This window comes from Arthrobacter sp. CP30 (assembly GCF_053470025.1).
The window spans coordinates 152,108-170,870 of the sequence record NZ_JBQEMM010000003.1 but is presented as its reverse complement, the minus strand read 5'-3'; the positions used below and the strand labels follow the sequence as shown (position 1 = coordinate 170,870).

The window sequence follows — 18,763 nt, the reverse complement described above, 5'->3', positions numbered from 1 at the left end:
CGTTGTTCCCTGCGGCCCGAACCGGCCCGAACCGGCCCGAACCGGCCCATCCGTCCCCATCCGTCCCCATCCGTCCCACCAAGGAGTATCGCGTGACTGACCTCGAGCAGGGCACCATGTCCACCGGCCGATCGGGCAGCGGGACGGAGGGGATCGCGCAGAAGCTCGCCGGGATCCTCGCACCGATCGTCGGTGGGGAGCTCCCCGTCCGGCTCGTCGCCTGGGACGGCAGCGCTGCGGGCGGCGAGGACCAGCCCGAGGTCCGCCTGAACAGCGTCAACGCGTTGCGCCGCATCCTCTGGAGTCCGGGCGAGCTCGGCGTGTCCCAGGCCTACGTCACCGGCGAGCTCGACGTCCCCGGATCCCTCGGGCAGGCGCTCACCCACCTGTGGACCGTGATCGGGCAGCGCGGACTCTCGATGCCGCGGCTGACCCCGCAGCTCGTCCTGCAGCTGACGAAGGTGGCTCGCGAGGTCGGGGCCTTCGGTCCGCCCCTGCCGGCGCCGGCATCCCAGGCGAAGATCAAGGGCCGCCTGCACAGCCTGCTGCGGGACCGCGCGGCCATCAGCCACCACTACGACCTCTCCAACGACTTCTACGGCCTCATCCTCGACGACCACATGGCCTACTCCTGCGGCTACTGGCTCTCCGACGATCCCGACTACTCCCTCGAGGACGCCCAGCGCGACAAGCTGGACCTCGTCTGCCGCAAGGTGGGCCTCGACCGGAAGCCGGGGCTGCGGTTCCTCGACGTCGGGTGCGGCTGGGGGTCCCTGAGCCTGTACGCCGCCGAGCACTTCGGCGCCAGGGTCACCGGCGTCACCATCTCGAAGGAGCAGAAGGCGTTCATCGACCAGCGCATCGCGGAGCGGGGGCTCGGCGACCGCGTCGAGATCCGGCTCCAGGACTACCGCGACGTGCGTGACGGACCCTACGACGCCGTCGCCTCCCTCGAGATGGGGGAGCACGTGGGCGAGGAGAACTACGGGACCTATACGTCCACCCTGTTCCGGAACGTCGCCCCCGGCGGGAAGGTCCTCATCCAGCAGATGTCGCGGCACGGCAAGCACCCGGGTGGAGGGCCCTTCATCGAGTCCTTCATCGCCCCGGACATGCACATGCGGCCCGTGGGGGACACCATCAACCTGATCGAGGGCGCCGGCTTCGAGATCCGCGGAGTGCAGGCGCTCCGCGAACACTACGTGCGGACCATCGATGCCTGGGAGGACCGCTTCGAGGCCAACTGGGACCGCGCCGTCGCGATGATGGGCGAGGAGGTCGCCCGGGTCTGGCGTCTCTACATGGTCGGCGCGTCCATGACGTTCCGGGACGGCCGCATGGGCGTGGACCAGATCCTCGCGGAGCGCCCGCTCCGGTAGGTCTGCCCCGGCCGCCCTCACGGCGGGCCCACGGCCGGTACCGCTTCTCCCCGGAAGCGGTGGCGGCCGTCGTCGTCTGCAGGTCGAGGCCGGCCGCCGCCGGGTTCGGCAGGACGTCCGCGACACGCCGCGGAATGACGACACGGGGTTTTTTCTGCCTGTGTGGAACTCCTCCACAGCGTGTGGACCGAGGCCCTGCCAGGGTGCCGGAATCGCTCGTTTCCGGGCTTTCCGACAGCCTCGATCTGTGGACATCGTGTGGACTACTCGGACCGGTAATGACATACTTGTAATACATCATCTAGGGGTCCACCCGAGCGGTGCGCACTAGATGTAGTATCGAACTACAGAAACAACCGCTGGACGGGCATGGGCCCGGAAGCGCGGAAATCCCCGGATTTCTTCCCCTGTCCGGGGCCGCGCTCCACCCATGACACAGCACCACAGCAGTAGACGAAAAGGGGACTAGGACATGACGGTCACGGTTTACACGAAGCCGGCTTGCGTACAGTGCAACGCCACGTACCGCGCTCTGGACAAGAAGGGCATCGCCTACCAGAGCGTCGACATCTCGGAGGACCCCGCGGCCCTCGAGCGCGTGCGCTCCATGGGCTACATGCAGGCTCCCGTGGTCATCACGGACAACGACCACTGGTCCGGGTTCCGCCCCGACAAGATCAGCGCGATCGCCGACTCGGCCGTCAGTTCGGTGGCCTGAGCGATCCCCTCGGGGATCGGCAGGCCGGGCATCGGGCGATGAGCATCCTCACCGTGGATGATCGTTCCACCGCCGCCGATCCGGCAGCAGCCGGCGCGGCAGAGGGGACGGTCACCGATGCCGCACTGATCTACTTCTCGTCGGTCTCCGACAACACCCACCGCTTCGTGGAGAAGCTGGGGGTCAGGGCCGCACGCATGCCGGTGCTCACCAGGGAGCCGACCCTGCAGGCGACCAGGCCGTACGTCCTGGTCCTTCCGACCTACGGCGGGATCACCGGCAAGGGCGCTGTGCCCCGCCAGGTCGTGAAGTTCCTGAACAACGAGCAGAACCGCAGCCTCCTCCGCGGGGTCATCGGGGCCGGTAACACCAATTTCGGTGAGACCTACTGCCTTGCCGCCGACATTGTCGCCGCCAAGTGCAACGTGCCGGTCCTCTACAGATTTGAAGTCATGGGAACGTCCGAGGACGTCACCCGCGTAACCACAGGATTGGAAGAGTTTTGGACATGAGTGTTGCAGAGACGGAGACGGGCGCACCCGCAGCCGCAGTAGAGCGCTTCAAGGACATGGGCTACCACGAGCTCAACGCCATGCTCAACCTGTACGGACCGAGCGGGGAGATCCAGTTCGACGCCGACCGCGAGGCCGCGCACCAGTACTTCCTGCAGCACGTGAACAACAACACCGTGTTCTTCCACGACCTCGAGGAGAAGCTCGACTACCTCGTGAAGAACGAGTACTACGAGCGCGAGACGCTCCACCAGTACACGATGAACTTCATCCGCGATCTCTTCAAGCGCGCCTACGCCAAGAAGTTCCGCTTCGAGACCTTCCTCGGTGCCTTCAAGTACTACACCTCGTACACGCTGAAGACGTTCGACGGCAAGCGTTACCTCGAGCGCTACGAGGACCGCGTCTGCATGGTCGCCCTCCACCTGGCCCGCGGCAACGAGCAGCTCGCCCTGCAGATGGTCGACGAGATCATCGACGGCCGCTTCCAGCCCGCCACTCCCACCTTCCTCAACGCCGGCAAGCGCCAGCGCGGCGAGCTCGTCTCCTGCTTCCTCCTCCGTATCGAGGACAACATGGAGTCGATCGGCCGTTCCATCAACTCGGCCCTGCAGCTCTCCAAGCGCGGTGGCGGCGTCGCCTTCGCCCTGACGAACATCCGCGAGGTCGGCGCGCCGATCAAGCAGATCGAGAACCAGTCCTCCGGCGTCATCCCCGTGATGAAGCTCCTCGAGGACAGCTTCTCCTACGCCAACCAGCTCGGCGCCCGCCAGGGTGCCGGAGCCGTGTACCTGCACGCCCACCACCCGGACATCAACCGCTTCCTCGACACCAAGCGCGAGAACGCGGACGAGAAGATCCGCATCAAGACGCTGTCCCTCGGCGTCGTGGTCCCCGACATCACGTTCGAGCTCGCCAAGCGCGACGAGGACATGTACCTGTTCTCCCCGTACGACGTCGAGCGCGTCTACGGCATGCCGTTCTCCGACATCTCGGTCACCGAGAAGTACTACGAGATGGTGGACGACGCCCGCATCAAGAAGACCAAGATCAAGGCCCGCGAGTTCTTCCAGACCCTCGCGGAGATCCAGTTCGAGTCCGGCTACCCGTACATCATGTTCGAGGACACCGTGAACCGGGCCAACCCGATCGAGGGCAAGATCATCATGTCCAACCTGTGCTCCGAGATCCTCCAGGTCTCCGAGCCCACCACGTACAACGAGGACCTGTCCTACGACCAGGTGGGCAAGGACATCTCCTGCAACCTCGGCTCGCTGAACATCGCGAAGACCATGGACTCGCCCGACTTCGGCCGGACCATCGAGACCGCCATCCGCACCCTCTCGGCCGTCTCGGACATGAGCCACATCAGCTCGGTGCCCTCGATCGCCAAGGGCAACGACGCCTCGCACGCCATCGGCCTCGGCCAGATGAACCTGCACGGCTACCTCGCCCGGGAGCGGGTCCACTACGGCTCCGAGGAGGGTTTGGACTTCACCAACATCTACTTCTACTCCGTGGTGTACCACTGCATCCGTGCGTCGAACCTGATGTCCATCGAGACCGGCCGCCAGTTCGCTGGCTTCGAGCGCTCCACGTACGCCAGCGGAGAGTTCTTCGACAAGTACACCGATCAGGTGTGGGAGCCGGCGACGCCGCGCGTCCGTGAGCTGTTCGCCGACGTTCACATCCCCACGCAGGAGGACTGGCGCGCACTGAAGGCGTCGGTCATGGAGCACGGCATCTACAACCAGAACCTGCAGGCCGTCCCGCCGACCGGCTCCATCTCGTACATCAACAATTCGACCTCCTCCATCCACCCGGTGGCGTCGAAGATCGAGATCCGCAAGGAGGGCAAGCTGGGCCGCGTGTACTACCCGGCGCCGTACCTCACCAACGACAACCTGGAGTACTACCAGGACGCGTACGAGATCGGCTACGAGAAGATCATCGACACCTACGCCGCTGCCACGCAGCACGTGGACCAGGGCCTGTCCCTGACGCTGTTCTTCAAGGACACCGCGACCACGCGTGAGATCAACAAGTCGCAGATCTACGCCTGGCGCAAGGGCATCAAGACCGTGTACTACATCCGTCTTCGCCAGCTCGCGCTGGAAGGGACCGAGGTAGAGGGCTGCGTCTCCTGCATGCTCTAGCAGTTCCCGCCGGACCGGGCATCACGCCCGGTCCGGCATCCCCGTTCCACCAGGTACCACCCACACCCCCAGACAAGGAACACACCATGAGCGAGAAGCTGAAGCTCGTCGACCAGGTCCAGGCCATCAACTGGAACCGCATCCAGGATGACAAGGACGTCGAGGTCTGGAACCGCCTGGTGAACAACTTCTGGCTGCCCGAGAAGGTGCCGCTGTCCAACGACGTGCAGTCGTGGGCCACGCTGACGCCCGATGAGCAGCAGCTCACCATGCGCGTGTTCGCCGGTCTGACGCTGCTCGACACCGTCCAGGCGACGGTCGGCGCCGTGAGCCTCATCCCCGACGCGATCACGCCGCACGAGGAGGCCGTCCTCACGAACATCGCGTTCATGGAGTCGGTGCACGCCAAGAGCTACTCCTCGATCTTCTCCACCCTGGCCTCCACCAAGGAGATCGACGAGGCGTTCCGCTGGTCCACGGAGAACGTGAACCTGCAGAAGAAGGCCAGCATCGTCACGGAGTACTACCGCGGTGACGATCCCCTGAAGCGCAAGGTCGCCTCCACGCTGCTCGAGAGCTTCCTGTTCTACTCCGGCTTCTACCTGCCCATGTACTGGTCCTCCCGCGCCAAGCTCACGAACACGGCCGACCTGGTGCGCCTGATCATCCGTGACGAGGCCGTGCACGGCTACTACATCGGCTACAAGTTCCAGCGCGGGCTCGAGAGTGCTACGCCGGAGCGCCGCCAGGAGATCAAGGACTACGCGTTCGAGCTGCTCTTCGAGCTGTACGAGAACGAGGTCCAGTACACCCACGACCTGTACGACGGCGTGGGCCTGGCCGAGGACGTCAAGAAGTTCCTGCACTACAACGCCAACAAGGCCTTGATGAACCTCGGCTACGAGGCGATGTTCCCGTCGTCCGTCACCGACGTGAACCCGGCGATCCTCTCGGCGCTGTCACCGAATGCGGACGAGAACCACGACTTCTTCTCCGGCTCGGGTTCCTCGTACGTCATCGGCAAGGCCGTGAACACCGAGGACGAGGACTGGGACTTCTAGGTCCTAGTACTTCGTGAGCGGGCCCGGCCGGAGATCCTCCGTCCGGGCCCGTCTGTATATCCGCCGTCGGACGCTCTGACGACTAGGTCAGCCAACTCCACCAGCGCGACGGTTCCGGCTCGGGGCGGGGGACTGGTTCCGGCTGCGGTTCGCCACCCAGCGCCTGAGCGGCCTCGACGAGATCCTCGGCGGTGAGGGTCATGACGGCGTCGCGGTCGAGGGCGTCGAAGTCCCGGCCCTCGTCGAGCGAGAGCCTGAGCGCCTGCCTGTTCAGTGCCTGCTCGAACAGCGTGCGGGCGAAGCGTGCGTTGCCCGAATCCTCTCCGACGTGCAGGCCCAGGAAGATGCGGCGGAGCATCTCGTCCGCGCCGTCGGCAAGGACGTACTCGTGCTGGCCCAGCATCTGATGGAAGATCGTCTGGAGCGCGTCCACTGAGTAGTCGGGGAAGGTGATCTCCCGGGCGAAACGGGAGCGTAGCCCGGGGTTCGAAAGGAGGAACGCCTCCATCAGCTGCGGATAGCCGGCCACGATGACCACCAGTCGATGCCGATGGTCCTCCATGCGCTTGAGCAGGACCTCGATGGCCTCCGGACCGAAGTCCATCCGGCCGTCGTCGGGCGTCAGTGCGTACGCCTCGTCGATGAAGAGCACGCCGTCGAGTGCCCGCCGGATCACCCGGTCCGTCTTGATGGCGGTCGCCCCCACATACTGCCCCACGAGGCCGGACCGGTCCACCTCCACGAGGTGCCCCTTCTGCAGCAGTCCGACAGCGCGGTACATCTCGGCGAGAAGCCGCGCGACGGTGGTCTTCCCGGTCCCCGGGTTGCCGAGGAAGACGAGATGCTGTGACGTCGCCACCTCGGGCAGTCCGTGCGCCTTCCGGCGTGCTTGCACCTGGAGCAGGGCGACAAGAGCGCGCACCTGCTCCTTGACCGTGTCCAGTCCCACGAGGGCGTCGAGTTCGGCCTGCACTTCGGCCAACGGGCGGGCCGGACCGGGGCGCGCTGCGAAGTACTCCCCGCGTCGATCCTCGACGCGCTCCGACCCCGAGGACTTGAGCTGATCCGTGAGGTGGCTCAACGTCTCGCGGAGGTCATCGAGTGGATTGCGGCCAGCGGCCATGTCGTCCTCCTGCGCGGCTGACCGGCAGCCGCCGGCCGTCCCACCGGACGGTCAGCCACCGCACCCGTCGAAGCCTGGTGGTGTCCCGCCAGTCCAGCGGGATCATCACCACGCTACCGCACCGGAAGAGCGGGCCCGGGCCCGTTTCCAGGCTGCTTCAGCGACGCTCGTGGCGTCGGAGAGCGACCGGCAGGGTCAGTGGTGAAGCCCCTTGCCCATCGTCACACCGGTGAGCGTCCGGGTGTCGCCTTAGCATCGCTGGTCACTGCGCTGGACGCACGCAGCCTTGACGGCAGGCGACCGACCGCCGCGCCGCCATAGGCGGCGGCGCCCCAGGGCGCGCCTGCTGCGAGCCCTGCCTGGAACGACCCCACCAGCAGGAGGAGGCCGGACGCCACCATGGCTGACGTGGGTGCGGGAATCCCCCGAGAGAAGGCCTTCTGTCGCTGCATGGACACATCGTCTTCACTTCTGCCGGCCCTGCCGGTGCCCTGCCGAGCCCTGTCGGTGCTGCCGGCTGCCGCCGGTGCGACTAGAACGGCCAACCCTCTGGTGGCGTCGCGCCGAACTCGACGATCTCCGGCGCCTGAGGGACGGCGGCACGGTCCGGTGACAGGCCACGGGCGACTGAGCCAGGCCGCCGGTTTCCGCGCGATGATCGTGGAGGTGCAGGGAATCAGTGTGCGCTCGGGCTCCGGCCACGCGAAGTCGTCGTCGATCTCCACCACGCGGGGGAGAACCGCCCCGGGAGGGTGGTGCCTTCGTCCAGGTGGAGGATCGTGAGCCCAGCGCCGATGAGCGCGTTGACGATCTCCGGGATTCAGTGCGCCCACGCGAGGGCGCGCGGATGGTCGACGACGCCGCCGCCCGCGTAGGTCGCTGGAGCGGGACGCGGTCCTCCACCTTGCTCAGGTCGGCCGACCGCCCGCCATCCCACGGAATGCCTGCGCGCTGATCGCTCATCTCGCCCTCCTGGCGAGCGGATCGGTCGATCGATGGACGGGCAAGGCGATGTGGTCCAGGTCCGACGCCGCGACCACAGTGGTCGCGGTCCCGGCCGTCCGCCGGGCGTCGGCGGCGAGCAGTCCGACGTCGTCGTAGCGGGACGAGAAATGTGTCAGGACCAGTGACGTCGCCGCGCCGGACGCAGCGATGGAGCCGGCCTGCCCCGCCGTCAGGTGGAGGTACTCCTCGGCGAGCCGTGCGTCGGCGTCGCTGAAGGTGCTCTCCGAGACGAGGAGATCGGTGCCCTCCGCCAGCGCGAACGCGCCCTCGCAGACCGCCGTGTCCATGACGAAGGCGAACCGCCGCCCGGGACGGTGCACGCTGACGTCCTCGAGTCGCACGTCCCCGAAGCGGCCATCGCGGGCCAGGCGTCCGACGTCGGGACCGCTGACTGCCGCTGCCTCGAGGCGCGCCGGGAGGAAGGTCCGTCCGTCCGGCTCGGTCACCCGGTAGCCGTAGGCCTCGATGCGGTGGCGGAGCGGCTCGACGTCGACACCGTCCGCAACAGGTCCGGCGGCCCCGTGCGGATGCAGGTGCAGATCGAGGCCCGGCGTCGCGAGGGAGACGAGCGCGCGGACCGTTTCGCCGCCCGACGCCGGGTAGTGCAGGTGCACGGGGTGCGGGACACCGTCGAGCACCATCCGGGAGAGGACTCCGGGCAGCCCGAAGCAGTGGTCACCGTGGACGTGGGTCAGGCAGATCCTCGTGATCTTCGAGGCGGAGACCCCTGCGTGGAGCATCTGCCGTTGCGTGCCCTCGCCGGGGTCGAAGAGGATGCCCTCGCGCTCCCACCGCAGGAAGTACCCGTTGTGGTTGCGGGTCCTGGTGGGCACCTGGGACGCCGTCCCGAGGATGACGAGCTCGCGCATGGTCCCAGTCTTGCACCGAGGAGGAACGCAGGGGCCGTGGCGCCTCGGTGGTGTGGCCTCCCTCGGTGGGGAGACAATGGCGGAGACGAAGCCCGGGCGGCACACCGCCGGGGGAGGGATCGGAACCGTTGAAGGAGCGTGGCGTGGTGGAGCAGCAGCCCGGAGTGGCGGCCGTGGGACTCCGCGGCGAGCGGCCGACGGCGAGGGCCGCCCGATCGTGGGCGGCGGGCTCCTGGCGGACGCCGTCGTGGGCGCTGCTCCCTGCAGGCCTCGTATCCCTGGCGGGTTTCACCCTCCTGGTGCTGCATCAGCCGGCGATCGGCTACGGACTCCTCGTGCTCGCTCTCGCGGTGTCCGCCGTCGTCGACCGGGCGCTCTTCCGCGACCTCCTGCTCGTCGCCTTCAGCCTGACGGTCATGAGCCTGGTCCCGATCACCACGGACATCAGCGTGAACCACATGACCCTCATGGGAGCGGCGATGATCCTTGCCGTCGGGGTGCCGTACGCCGTGTCCCGCTTCATCTACCGGGACCATGCCATCACCTTCCCCGTCCGCACGGGCCAGCCCTGGACGCGCGCGGAGAAGTGGTATCTGCCCGCGGTCCTCGTGATCGGCTACGCGCTGCTCCCCGTGTACATGCTGGGTACCGGCGTCTACGCGAACTGGCCGGCCGCGGACGAGCCGGGCGAGGTGGCCCGCCTGTTCGTCGGCACCAACGGACTCGGGATCTGGGACGAACTGTTCTTCATCTGCACGGTGTTCGCCCTCCTGCGGCGGCACCTCCCGATGGCCCAGGCCAACATCCTGCAGGCCGTCCTGTTCACGTCCTTCCTCTGGGAGCTCGGCTTCCACGCGTGGGCACCGTTCTTCATCTTCCCGTTCGCCCTGCTGCAGACCTTCATCTTCACGCGTACCCGCTCGCTCTCCTACATCATCTGCGTGCACCTGCTCTTCGACTTCGTCCTGTTCCTCGTCCTGATCCACGCCCACAACCGGGCCTGGATCGACATCTTCGTCTGGTGAGCGCCGAGCGGGTGGCAGAGGCCCTGGACTTCATCGACGAGTCCCTGCAGTACGAGAGCACGTGGGAGCGGGCGGAGGACCACGAGCGGCGCTTCGGCACCGACCTCGAGTACTACGGGGCCTCGGTCGGCGCCGTCCGGGGCAGTGTCCGGAATGCCGGTCGGCGCTATCCCGGCCTGGACCACGACGACGTCACCGCCCTCGCGAGCGCGCTGTGGTCCACGCCCGTGTACGAGCGGCGGCTCGCCGCCGTCGTCCTCCTGCAGTCCGCGTCCGGACTGCTCCGCCACTCCGACCTCACCCGGATCGAGGGCTTCATCCGGTCCGCCGCCCTGCGCGACCTCGTGGATGCGCTCGCCGTCGACGTCGTCGGAAGCCTCCTGCAGCGACTGGCGGGGCAGGATGCGGCGCGCGCGAGCGCCGTGGTGGCCCGGTGGGCCGGCGCCGACGAGCCCTTACTGCGGCGCGCGGCCGTCCTCGCCCACCTGCCCGCCTACCGGTCGGGGAACGGCGACGACGACGCCTTCCGGCGGACGGTCCGCTCCATCTCGGGCGTCCAGCGGAGCCGGGTCCCGGAGATCGAGGAGGCGATCGCCCTGGTGCGATCCAGTGGCGCGCCCTAGCGGATGTCGATGGTGCGGATCAGTCGTCCACGCAGTGCCGGCATGAGGTGATGGACCCCCATCAGGCCCACGCCGTACCGGCGGACCCGCCGCATGGACGTGGCGACCCGCAGACGGGGGTCGATGCGGACCGCCCTGTAGCCGAGGCGGCGCGCCACCCGGGCGGAGAAGTCGATGTCCTCGTCGCGGGTGTCGATCGCGGTCCGCCCGAACCCGCCCGTGGCCAGATAGGCGGAGGACCGCACGGCCATGTTGTGCCCGGCCACGAAGCGCAGGAAGGCGAGGTCGAGATGGACGGCGGCCATCATGACGCGCAGGAGCCTCAGCGCACCGGCCATGAGGATGTCGTCGCCCCAGCGGTAGTGGTGATCCCGCAGTGGCACGCTCGTCCCGCCGAGCAGCTGGACCTCCGGGTGCTCCGCGAACGTGCGGCGGATACGCGCCGACCAGTCCTCGGCCGGTTCGCTGTCGCCGTCGGTGCGGGCGATCACGGTGTAGCCGTCGGCGATCGCGGTCCGGAAACCGGTGTCGCAGGCTGCTCCCGTGCCCTTCTGCCGTTCGGTGAGCAGCGTGAGTCCGGCGGACGGGTGTGCGGCGGCGAACTGCCGGACGCGCTGTGCGGTGTCATCGGTGGAGTTGTTGTCCACGACGTAGACGTGCAGGCCGTCGGTATCGCGCTGCCCGAGCAGCGCCTCGAGCGTGTGCGTGATGCCGGGTTCGTTGAAGACGGGTACGACGACGGCGAGCCGGTCGGTCACGAGTGGTCCTTCGGGGTGTGCAGGGGGATGGGGGCGGATACGGGGAAGGGAGGGCTCAGGGGGTGTCGAGGTCGGCGGCGGCGAAGGTGTCGCAGGACCGGAGGTCTCCGGTCCTGTACCCCTGCGCGAACCAGGCCTGGCGCTGGGCGCTGGAACCGTGGGTCCACCCCTCGGGATCGACCCGGCCCGTCGCGGCCTCCTGGATGCGATCATCGCCGACGGACGCGGCAGCGGACAGTGCGTCCTGGAGATCGGTCGTGGAGAACGGGAGCAGGAACGGCTGGCCGGACTCCGGGTCCTCCACCGTCGTGGCGTGCGCAGCCCACATCCCGGCCAGGCAGTCGGCCTGCAGCTCGACCCGGACGCCACCGGATTCCTCGCCCTGCGGGTCCTGCCCGGCGGCGCCGAGCGTGCCGATGAGGTTCTGGACGTGGTGGCCGAACTCGTGGGCGACGACGTATTCCTGCGCCAGCGGGCCGCTCGATGCGCCGAACTGCGTAACCAGTTCGTCGAAGAACGCGGTGTCGTAGTAGGTCTGCTCGTCGACGGGGCAGTAGAAGGGTCCGACGGCGCTGGTCGCCGTGCCGCAGCCGGTGTCCGTGCGGTCGGTGAACAGGGCCACGCCGGGCTGGGTGTAGGCGACCCCGTACTGGTCCAGGTAGGGGAGCCAGAAGCTGTCGAGGCTCTCCGCCGTCGCGAGGATGCGGCAGTCCAGCCGCTCGTTCGCCTCGATCCCCGAGACGCACTCGCTGATGGCGCCGCCACCGTCCTCGTCCTGCCCGGCCGTGCTGGTGCCGTCCTGCAGCCCGAGCTGGTCCACGACACCCGGGCCGAAGATGAGGGAGAGGATCAGGAGGAGCCCTCCTCCCACGCCGCCGCCGACGGCGACGCCGCGGCCCCGGCCTCGCCGGTCACTGACACGCGAGGGGTCCAGGCGGGTCCTGTCATTGAAACTCATGGATCAACCATAAGCCGACTTAGCGTCCGGCGGTTCACGGAGCACGACGCGCTGCGCTACTAGGCGAGCGGCCGGCCGGCACGCGGCCAGGTCCCGGGATCCACCAGGACCTCGGACACGCCGAGCTTCAGCAGGGTGAGTTCGCGTTCGAGGATCACCGCGGCCTTCCGGCTGCCGCCGGGGGTGAGGTGGACCGCGTCGGCCAGGTCGTCCTCGAGGTGGTGCGCCGTGAGCCAGTCGCCCGCGGAGACGAAGGTGATGCGCCGCGCGTCGGCGAGACCCCCGAGGACTGCGTCGACCTCCGCGCGGCGACCACCGCCGTCCGTGGGACTGCGGCTCAGCGTGCCGATCATGATGATGCGTGAGCGGGGGTAGGTCTCTTCGAGTCCGAGGAGCAGGGCGTTGGCGCTGCCGAGGATGTCCCCGTCCGATGCACGCCGCCCGGCATCGTTCCCGCCTCCCTGGACGACGACGAGCGCGGGGTCGCCGTGCGGCAGGACCCAGGTGTTGCTGGTCAGGGAGTCGTAGTAGTTCGGCGCGTCGATGCTCGGATTGGCGACGACGAATCCGGTACCTCCCGCGCCGAAGAAGCGGACGTCGTAGCCGAGGGCGCGCAGGGCGAGCTGGGGCCAGGAATCCTTGCCGGCCGCCTGCGAGTCACCGATGAGCACGGCCGTCCGGCGCACCGTCGGCACCACGACCTCTCGCCTGCCGGTCGTCGGGTTGGTCGCGGTACTCCCGACCTGCAGGCCGGGGACCGACACCACGGTGGCCGGCAGCACCGTCGTCGGACCGGTCATGGCCGGCGTGTGCAGGACGTCTTCCGATCGTGGTCGAGGGATGTCCCAATGGGGCAGGACGATGGACTTCGTCGTGGTGCGGCTGGACTCCTGCGCGTCGGCGGGCGCTGCCGAGGCCGGCGCCACCCCGGGAACGAGTGTCAGCGAAGCGATCAGGGCGACCGACCCGATCCGGAGGCGGTTCCTGTCGGCGCCCCAGGCCACGGGTACGGCCTCGCTCTCCGTGGTACTGGTCATCGTGATCCGCTCTCCCCCTGGGTGCCTCCACCCGGCATCCCGGGGACCAGCCTATCGGGGTGGTACGACGGTCCGCGGCCGCCCGGCCAGGACACTCCGGAGCGTGCGCTCGCGCTCCGCAGGACCGCTCAGGCGAGCCAGTGCTGCGGCGCCGACAGCCGTCGAGGCAGTCGGGTGTCCCGGTCACCCAGCGCCGCCGCGACCTGCATCGGCGTGAGGAACAGGGCGCCGGAGAGATCCGCACCGTGCAGGCGCGTGTCGCGCAGGTCCGCGCCGAGGAGGTCCACCCGGTCGAGATCCACGCCCGAGAGGTCCGCGGCGATGAGGTACGCGCCGCGGAGATCGGCTCCGCGGAGCGTGCGGCCGGTGAGGTCCGCGCCGAGCAGATCGGCACCGGGGCCGAGACTCCGGGGGTGGCGCGAGCCGGCAGCGCTGCGCCGTACGGACACGCTGACGGCCGTCAGCGTGTCGCCGACCCGCCGACGGAGGGCGTCGAGGTCGAGGCCCGGGAGGCGGACCGCGTCCAGGCGCGCGAGGGCGGTGGTCTCCTCGGTGAGCGCGGCGATCGTGGTTCTCACATCCGACGGGACCTCCGGTGCGCCGGCGGCCAGGGCCAGCGCCTCATCGAGGTACCAGAGGATCTCGTGCAGGTCGCGGACCACGGGGAAAGCAGCGAACATCGGTGCGCGCACCTCCGGGTGGTCGGTCCAGCTGCGTCCGCCGAAGGTCAGCTGGGCAACCTGCTGGCCGGCCCCGAAGCAGTCGAAGACGGTGCAGCCCTTGTAGCCCGCATCGCGCAGCTTCCGGTGGATGGTGCAGGAGAAGTCGTCGGCGAGGTTGTGGCAGGCGCGGCCGATCGGCTTGTCGTGCGCGAAGTCGCTGGAGCGCTCGAAACCGAGCGCCGAGCAGCACAACGCGAAGCAGCCGGAGCAGTCGGCGGTCAGGGGGACCTCCGGGTACCCGGTCAGGTGCAGGGGGACGGCGGGCACGGGGTCCTTCCGGATGCGGCCGGCGTCGGCCATCGATGCAGGCGTGGCGGAACCTCCACTGTGCCACAGGCAGGACGAGCCCCGCCGGAGTCCGGCGGGGCTCGTCCTGATGCGCCCGGCGCGCCGGTGTCGGCGCGCGGGTGTCAGTGCGCGGGCGTCGGTGCGACGCCGTCCTGCTGCGGCGCGCGGACGAAGAAGGATGCGACGACGGCGAGGAGGAAGATGATCGCGCCGTACATGAACGCGGCCCTGATCCCGCCGGCCATCGCGGGGAGTTCCCCGATGCCCTCCGAGACCAGGGCAGTGGTCTGCAGGGTCATCACGGAGATGAACAGCGCGGTCCCGGCGGCACCGGCCAGCTGCTGGGCCGTGCCGAACACGGCGCTGCCGTGCGAGTACAGGTGCGGCTTGACGGACCCGAGGGCCGAGGTCAGCAGCGGCGTGAACATCAGGGCGAGGCCGATGCTGAGGAACACGTGCGCCACGAGCACCAGCTGCACGGGTGTGGACTCGGTGAGCCGTGTCATGGCCCAGAACACCACGCTGACGAGCAGGGCTCCCGGCACCAGGAGTAAGCGGGGTCCGCGGCGGTCGTAGATCCGACCGACCACGGGGCCGAGCAGGCCCATGGCCAGCCCGCCCGGGAGCAGGAGGAGTCCGGACACCAGGGGGTCCATGCCCAGTACGGTCTGCACGTAGATGGGGATGAGGATGATCGTGCCGAACAGGGCCATCATACTGACGGCGATCGCGACGATCGAGATGGTGAAGTTGCCGGAGGTGAACACCCGGAGGTCCAGCAGGGCCGCGTCCCTGCGCTGCAGGACGAGCTGACGCGTGATGAAGAGGGCGAGACCGGCGATGCCGGCGACGAGCGGGATCCACGCGGGGACGGCGCTGCCGGTCGATGCCTCGCCCAGCTGGCTCAACCCGTAGATGATGCCGCCGAAGGCGACGGCCGACAGGATGACGGAGGGCACGTCGATGGCCGACCGGCGGGGCTCCGTGACGTTCTGCATCTTGGTCGCGCCGATGGCGAGCGCGGCGAGGGAGATCGGGAGGACGAGCCAGAACATCCAGCGCCAGTCGAGCACGCTCAGGATCGCTCCGGAGATCGTGGGACCGAGGGCAGGAGCCACCGAGATGACGATCGAGATGTTGCCCATGATCTTGCCGCGGGAGGCGGGCGGGACCAGCGTCATGACGGTGGTCATGAGCAGGGGCATCATGATCGCGGTGCCGCTCGCCTGGACCACACGGCCGATCACCAGGACACCGAAGCCGGGCGCCATCGCGGCGATGAGGGTGCCGAGGCTGAACAGGCCCATGGCGGCCATGAAGACCGGGCGGGTGTCGAAGCGCTGCAGCAGGTAGCCGGTGATGGGGATGACCACGGCCATGGTGAGCATGAACGCGGTGCTGAGCCACTGCCCGGCACCGACCGTGATTCCGAGGTCCTCGACGAGCCGGGGGATCGCCACGCCCATGATCGTCTCGTTGAGGATCACGACGAAGGCGGAGATGAGCAGGAGTGTGATGACGAGCTTGTCGCGGGGCGGGAGTGCAGCGCCGACGGGACCGGCGATCCGGCGCGCATCGGACGGCGCATCGGACGGCGCATCGGACGGGGCACCGGCGCGGGTGTCGGGACGGGGTGGTGTCGCGGCACGGGCCGTCGCGGCCGCGGCCCCGACGCCGGGCACCTCGGGACTGGGTAGTGCGTCGGAGACGCTGGAGGATGGGCTCTGGGTCATCGTGATCCGCTCGGTTCGATCTGGTGCCGCCCGGCCGGGACGATCCATCCGGGGCCGGTATGCGCGTGTACAGGGGACCGTCCAGGTGAATGGTTGATCCGGTCAACTACCTGAACCCCTGGGTCCGGGAGTCTATTCCGCCCGCGGTCCGCCTGCCCGGGACGGTGGCTCCGGCCGTCGTCCGCGTCAGGCCCGGGCGGTCCGCTGCTCCACTAGCATAGGGCTGGTGCGGCGCGCCGGGCCAGAGTCGGGGATCGCCGGTCCCGGCCCGCACGATCCCGTGCCGACGACGAAGGAGAACTCCCTGTGGCCGATTCTTTCTACCGCGGACTCGGTGGCGGACGGTTCGTCTCCACGCTCAACGCGCAGGGGGCGTGGAACCCGGAGGAACAGCACATGGCTCCGATCTCCGGGCTGATGACGCAGTGCCTGCTCGAGTGCGCGCCGCGGGAGGGCATGCAGCTGAGCCGGATCGGCTTCGACATCCTCGGGATGATCCCGGCGGGCGAGTTCGAGATCACCACCGCCGTCGTGCGTCCCGGGCGGACGATCGAGCTGCTCGAGGCCAGGATGGAGGCCGCAGGCAGGACCGCGATCGTCGCCCGGGCCTGGCGCCTGAGCGCACAGGACACCGGAGCCGTCGCCGCGGTGGAGGACCCGCGCATCCCCGGCCCCGACGCCGCTGGTCCCCATGAGGGCATGACCGCGTGGCCGGGCGGGTTCATCCGGTCGCTCGACGTACGCGTGGTGCCCGGCCATCGGCCGGGGCGCGGGCAGGTGTGGCTCCGGAACCCCTACGCCATGGTGGAGGGCGCAGCAGCGCCCGATGTGGTCCGCCTGGTCGGGATGATGGACGCAGCCAACGGCATCGCCTCGCGGGTGGCGCCCGGCGGGGACAGCTGGATGTTCCCCAACGTGGACCTGCAGGTCCATCTGTACCGGGAGCCCGCGGGGGAGTGGCTCGGCCTGGACACGCGGGTGACGTTCGGGCAGGACGGCGTCGGACTGACCTCGAGCGTGGTGCACGACCTCGACGGACCGTTCGGGCGGCTCGAGCAGATCCTCACCGTGCGGAAGCTCTGAGGGGCACCTGCCGGAATGACGGGGCGCCGGCCATGGTTGCACGAGGCACGGAAGCCTGCGGCGTGCTCCACGCCCGGGCGGTCACCGCGCCCACGCGCCCGTGGGACGTCGAGGAAGAGGAACCATGCCGAAAGCACTGTGGAACGATCAGGTCATCGCCGAGTCCGCGGACACCGTGATGGTCGAGGGGAACCACTACTTCCCGCCGAACTCCATCGCGGAGCAGTTCTTCGTCCCGACACGGACACAGACGGTGTGCCCGTGGAAGGGGACCGCGAGCTACTTCAGCCTGGAGGTCGACGGCGAGCAGAACAAGGATGCCGCCTGGAGCTACCCGGAGCCGAAAGAAGCGGCGGAGAACATCCGCGGTTACTACGCTTTCTGGAAGGGCGTCACGGTCAGCGCGTGACCACGTGAGCGAAGGGCGCCGTCGTTCGACGGCGCCCTTCGCGCGTGCGGGCCGAAGGCGGCCGGCACGGCACCACCCGAACGGACGACGGCGCCGCACGGCGCAGGATGAAGGAGCACCATGGAGAACCGGACACTCGGCAACAGCGGCACCTCGGTCTCGCACCTGGCCCTCGGAACGATGACCTTCGGCGCGGAATCGGACGAGGCGACGTCGCACGCCGTCCTCTCGGACTACGCGGCGGCGGGCGGCAACCTGATCGACACCGCCGACGTCTACACCGCCGGGGCCTCCGAGGAGATCATCGGCCGCTGGATCGCGAAGAACCCGGCCGAGAGCGGACGCATGGTCCTCGCGTCGAAGGGCCGCTTCCCCATGGGCGATGACGCCAACGACCTGGGACTGTCCCGGCGTCACCTCCGCCATGCGCTCGATGCCTCCCTCGCGCGCCTGGGCGTGGAGCACATCGACCTCTACCAGGTGCACTCGTGGGATCCGCTGACCCCGCTCGAGGAGACCCTCGGCTTCCTCGACCACGCCGTGGCGCAGGGCAAGATCAGCTACTACGGGTTCTCCAACTACACCGGCTGGCAGCTCACCAAGGCCGTGATGATCGCACGGCAGCGCGGGTACTGCCTGCCGGTCACCCTGCAGCCGCAGTACTCGCTGCTGGTCCGCGAGATCGAGGCGGAGATCGTCCCCGCGGTGCTCGACGCCGGCATGGGCATGCTGCCCTGGTCCCCGCTGGGCGGCGGCTGGCTCACCGGCAAGTACAGCCGGGACACGGAGCCCACCGGGGAGACCCGGCTCGGCGAGAACCCGCAGCGCGGGATGGAGGCCTGGGAGAAGCGCAACGCGCAGGACCGCACGTGGCGCATCATCGACACCGTGACGGGCATCGCCGGCGAGCGTGGCGTGAACGCCTCCCACGTCGCCCTCGCTTGGGTGGCCGCGCAGGCCGGCGTCACCTCCGTGATCCTCGGCGCGCGCACCCGGGAGCAACTGGCCGACAACCTCGCCTCCGCCGACCTCGAGCTCACCGCGGCGGAACTCTCCCGGCTCGACGACGTCAGCGCCCCGACCTTCAGCGACTACCCCTATGGCGGCCCGGGCATCGAGCAGCGCAGCCGCGTGATCGGCGGGGGCCGCTGACCCGGTTGGCTCCGTCCGCCTGACGGGCTATCGTTTCGAGCAGTGACACGGGGTGTCCCTCCAAGGGAGGGGCTGAGAAGAGACCCGTCGAACCTGATCCAGCTCATACTGGCGAAGGGATGTCCTGCCGGGCCCTCGGCCCCGTGCGTCCT

17 protein-coding genes and 1 riboswitch are annotated in these 18,763 nt (G+C 68.9%); of the genes, 10 read left to right on the top strand and 7 right to left on the bottom strand.

All coding sequences use genetic code 11. The annotated features are described in order from the left end of the window. Nucleotides 1-116 precede the first annotated feature (116 nt). The 5 genes from ACTIMO_RS06040 (at nucleotide 117) to nrdF (ending at nucleotide 5,826) form a co-directional block, all read left to right on the top strand. A complete protein-coding gene (locus ACTIMO_RS06040; protein WP_448181910.1) occupies nucleotides 117-1,379 on the top strand; it encodes a class I SAM-dependent methyltransferase in 1,263 nt (420 codons plus the stop codon). Between the two features lie 472 nt (nucleotides 1,380-1,851). Next, entirely contained in the window at nucleotides 1,852-2,097 is a 246-nt protein-coding gene (gene nrdH, locus ACTIMO_RS06035; RefSeq protein WP_055771903.1) for a glutaredoxin-like protein NrdH, read from the top strand. A 38-nt stretch (nucleotides 2,098-2,135) separates the two neighbouring features. Continuing rightward, nucleotides 2,136-2,609 carry a class Ib ribonucleoside-diphosphate reductase assembly flavoprotein NrdI gene (gene nrdI / locus ACTIMO_RS06030; protein ID WP_448181795.1) on the top strand — a complete coding sequence of 158 codons (474 nt, stop codon included), beginning with the start codon at nucleotides 2,136-2,138 and terminating at the stop codon, nucleotides 2,607-2,609. After that, complete coding sequence (nrdE, locus tag ACTIMO_RS06025; protein ID WP_055771897.1) at nucleotides 2,606-4,765, top strand: class 1b ribonucleoside-diphosphate reductase subunit alpha; 2,160 nt, start codon at nucleotides 2,606-2,608, stop codon at nucleotides 4,763-4,765. Before nrdI ends, nrdE begins: the two co-directional genes overlap by 4 nt. Nucleotides 4,766-4,851: 86 nt before the next feature. After that, nucleotides 4,852-5,826: a class 1b ribonucleoside-diphosphate reductase subunit beta gene (gene nrdF / locus ACTIMO_RS06020; protein ID WP_055771894.1), complete on the top strand. Its 975-nt coding sequence runs from the start codon at nucleotides 4,852-4,854 to the stop codon at nucleotides 5,824-5,826. A gap of 82 nt (nucleotides 5,827-5,908) precedes the next feature. On the opposite strand, the gene ACTIMO_RS06015 is transcribed toward nrdF, so the two are convergent. Beyond that, nucleotides 5,909-6,949, bottom strand: coding sequence for an AAA family ATPase (locus ACTIMO_RS06015; RefSeq protein WP_448181794.1), 1,041 nt, complete (start codon nucleotides 6,947-6,949; stop codon nucleotides 5,909-5,911). A gap of 959 nt (nucleotides 6,950-7,908) precedes the next feature. Next, a complete protein-coding gene (locus ACTIMO_RS06010; RefSeq protein ID WP_448181793.1) occupies nucleotides 7,909-8,823 on the bottom strand; it encodes a ribonuclease Z in 915 nt (304 codons plus the stop codon). Nucleotides 8,824-9,077: 254 nt separating this feature from the next. On the opposite strand from ACTIMO_RS06010, the gene ACTIMO_RS06005 reads away from it, so the two are divergent. Continuing rightward, the gene (locus tag ACTIMO_RS06005; RefSeq protein ID WP_448181909.1) at nucleotides 9,078-9,848 is read left to right on the top strand and encodes a CPBP family intramembrane glutamic endopeptidase; all 771 of its coding nucleotides are present in this window, start codon (nucleotides 9,078-9,080) and stop codon (nucleotides 9,846-9,848) included. Continuing rightward, entirely contained in the window at nucleotides 9,845-10,471 is a 627-nt protein-coding gene (locus ACTIMO_RS06000; RefSeq protein WP_448181792.1) for a DNA alkylation repair protein, read from the top strand. Before ACTIMO_RS06005 ends, ACTIMO_RS06000 begins: the two co-directional genes overlap by 4 nt. On the opposite strand, the gene ACTIMO_RS05995 is transcribed toward ACTIMO_RS06000, so the two are convergent. From ACTIMO_RS05995 to ACTIMO_RS05975, 5 genes are all read right to left on the bottom strand, one after another. Further along, entirely contained in the window at nucleotides 10,468-11,229 is a 762-nt protein-coding gene (locus ACTIMO_RS05995) for a glycosyltransferase (protein ID WP_448181791.1), read from the bottom strand. The genes ACTIMO_RS06000 and ACTIMO_RS05995 overlap by 4 nt on opposite strands. Before the next feature lie 55 nt (nucleotides 11,230-11,284). Next, nucleotides 11,285-12,187 carry a KPN_02809 family neutral zinc metallopeptidase gene (gene ypfJ, locus ACTIMO_RS05990; RefSeq protein WP_448181790.1) on the bottom strand — a complete coding sequence of 301 codons (903 nt, stop codon included), beginning with the start codon at nucleotides 12,185-12,187 and terminating at the stop codon, nucleotides 11,285-11,287. 59 nt (nucleotides 12,188-12,246) lie between these two features. After that, complete coding sequence (locus tag ACTIMO_RS05985; RefSeq protein ID WP_448181789.1) at nucleotides 12,247-13,224, bottom strand: SGNH/GDSL hydrolase family protein; 978 nt, start codon at nucleotides 13,222-13,224, stop codon at nucleotides 12,247-12,249. Nucleotides 13,225-13,352: 128 nt separating this feature from the next. Continuing rightward, nucleotides 13,353-14,246, bottom strand: coding sequence for a pentapeptide repeat-containing protein (locus tag ACTIMO_RS05980; RefSeq protein WP_448181788.1), 894 nt, complete (start codon nucleotides 14,244-14,246; stop codon nucleotides 13,353-13,355). 110 nt (nucleotides 14,247-14,356) lie between these two features. Next, complete coding sequence (locus ACTIMO_RS05975) at nucleotides 14,357-15,967, bottom strand: MDR family MFS transporter (protein ID WP_448181787.1); 1,611 nt, start codon at nucleotides 15,965-15,967, stop codon at nucleotides 14,357-14,359. Nucleotides 15,968-16,273: 306 nt separating this feature from the next. Between ACTIMO_RS05975 and ACTIMO_RS05970 the strand changes: the two genes are divergently transcribed. The 3 genes from ACTIMO_RS05970 (at nucleotide 16,274) to ACTIMO_RS05960 (ending at nucleotide 18,611) form a co-directional block, all read left to right on the top strand. Next, on the top strand, nucleotides 16,274-17,050 hold the full coding sequence (locus tag ACTIMO_RS05970) for a thioesterase family protein (RefSeq protein WP_055771873.1): 777 nt from the start codon (nucleotides 16,274-16,276) through the stop codon (nucleotides 17,048-17,050). 124 nt (nucleotides 17,051-17,174) lie between these two features. Next, a complete protein-coding gene (locus ACTIMO_RS05965; protein WP_055771870.1) occupies nucleotides 17,175-17,459 on the top strand; it encodes a DUF427 domain-containing protein in 285 nt (94 codons plus the stop codon). Between the two features lie 120 nt (nucleotides 17,460-17,579). Further along, complete coding sequence (locus ACTIMO_RS05960) at nucleotides 17,580-18,611, top strand: aldo/keto reductase (protein WP_448181786.1); 1,032 nt, start codon at nucleotides 17,580-17,582, stop codon at nucleotides 18,609-18,611. A gap of 38 nt (nucleotides 18,612-18,649) precedes the next feature. Then, nucleotides 18,650-18,748: riboswitch (TPP riboswitch) on the top strand. Nucleotides 18,749-18,763: the final 15 nt, after the last annotated feature.

Coding starts and splice junctions, on each gene's coding strand:
- ACTIMO_RS06010 (WP_448181793.1), bottom strand. CDS start 8,823: ATGCGCGAGCTCGTCATCCTCGGGACGGCGTCCCAGGTGCCCACCAGG.
- ypfJ (WP_448181790.1), bottom strand. CDS start 12,187: ATGAGTTTCAATGACAGGACCCGCCTGGACCCCTCGCGTGTCAGTGAC.
- ACTIMO_RS05975 (WP_448181787.1), bottom strand. CDS start 15,967: ATGACCCAGAGCCCATCCTCCAGCGTCTCCGACGCACTACCCAGTCCC.
- ACTIMO_RS06015 (WP_448181794.1), bottom strand. CDS start 6,949: ATGGCCGCTGGCCGCAATCCACTCGATGACCTCCGCGAGACGTTGAGC.
- nrdH (WP_055771903.1), top strand. CDS start 1,852: ATGACGGTCACGGTTTACACGAAGCCGGCTTGCGTACAGTGCAACGCC.
- ACTIMO_RS05985 (WP_448181789.1), bottom strand. CDS start 13,224: ATGACCAGTACCACGGAGAGCGAGGCCGTACCCGTGGCCTGGGGCGCC.
- nrdF (WP_055771894.1), top strand. CDS start 4,852: ATGAGCGAGAAGCTGAAGCTCGTCGACCAGGTCCAGGCCATCAACTGG.
- ACTIMO_RS05965 (WP_055771870.1), top strand. CDS start 17,175: ATGCCGAAAGCACTGTGGAACGATCAGGTCATCGCCGAGTCCGCGGAC.
- ACTIMO_RS05960 (WP_448181786.1), top strand. CDS start 17,580: ATGGAGAACCGGACACTCGGCAACAGCGGCACCTCGGTCTCGCACCTG.
- nrdI (WP_448181795.1), top strand. CDS start 2,136: ATGAGCATCCTCACCGTGGATGATCGTTCCACCGCCGCCGATCCGGCA.
- ACTIMO_RS05980 (WP_448181788.1), bottom strand. CDS start 14,246: ATGGCCGACGCCGGCCGCATCCGGAAGGACCCCGTGCCCGCCGTCCCC.
- ACTIMO_RS06040 (WP_448181910.1), top strand. CDS start 117: ATGTCCACCGGCCGATCGGGCAGCGGGACGGAGGGGATCGCGCAGAAG.
- nrdE (WP_055771897.1), top strand. CDS start 2,606: ATGAGTGTTGCAGAGACGGAGACGGGCGCACCCGCAGCCGCAGTAGAG.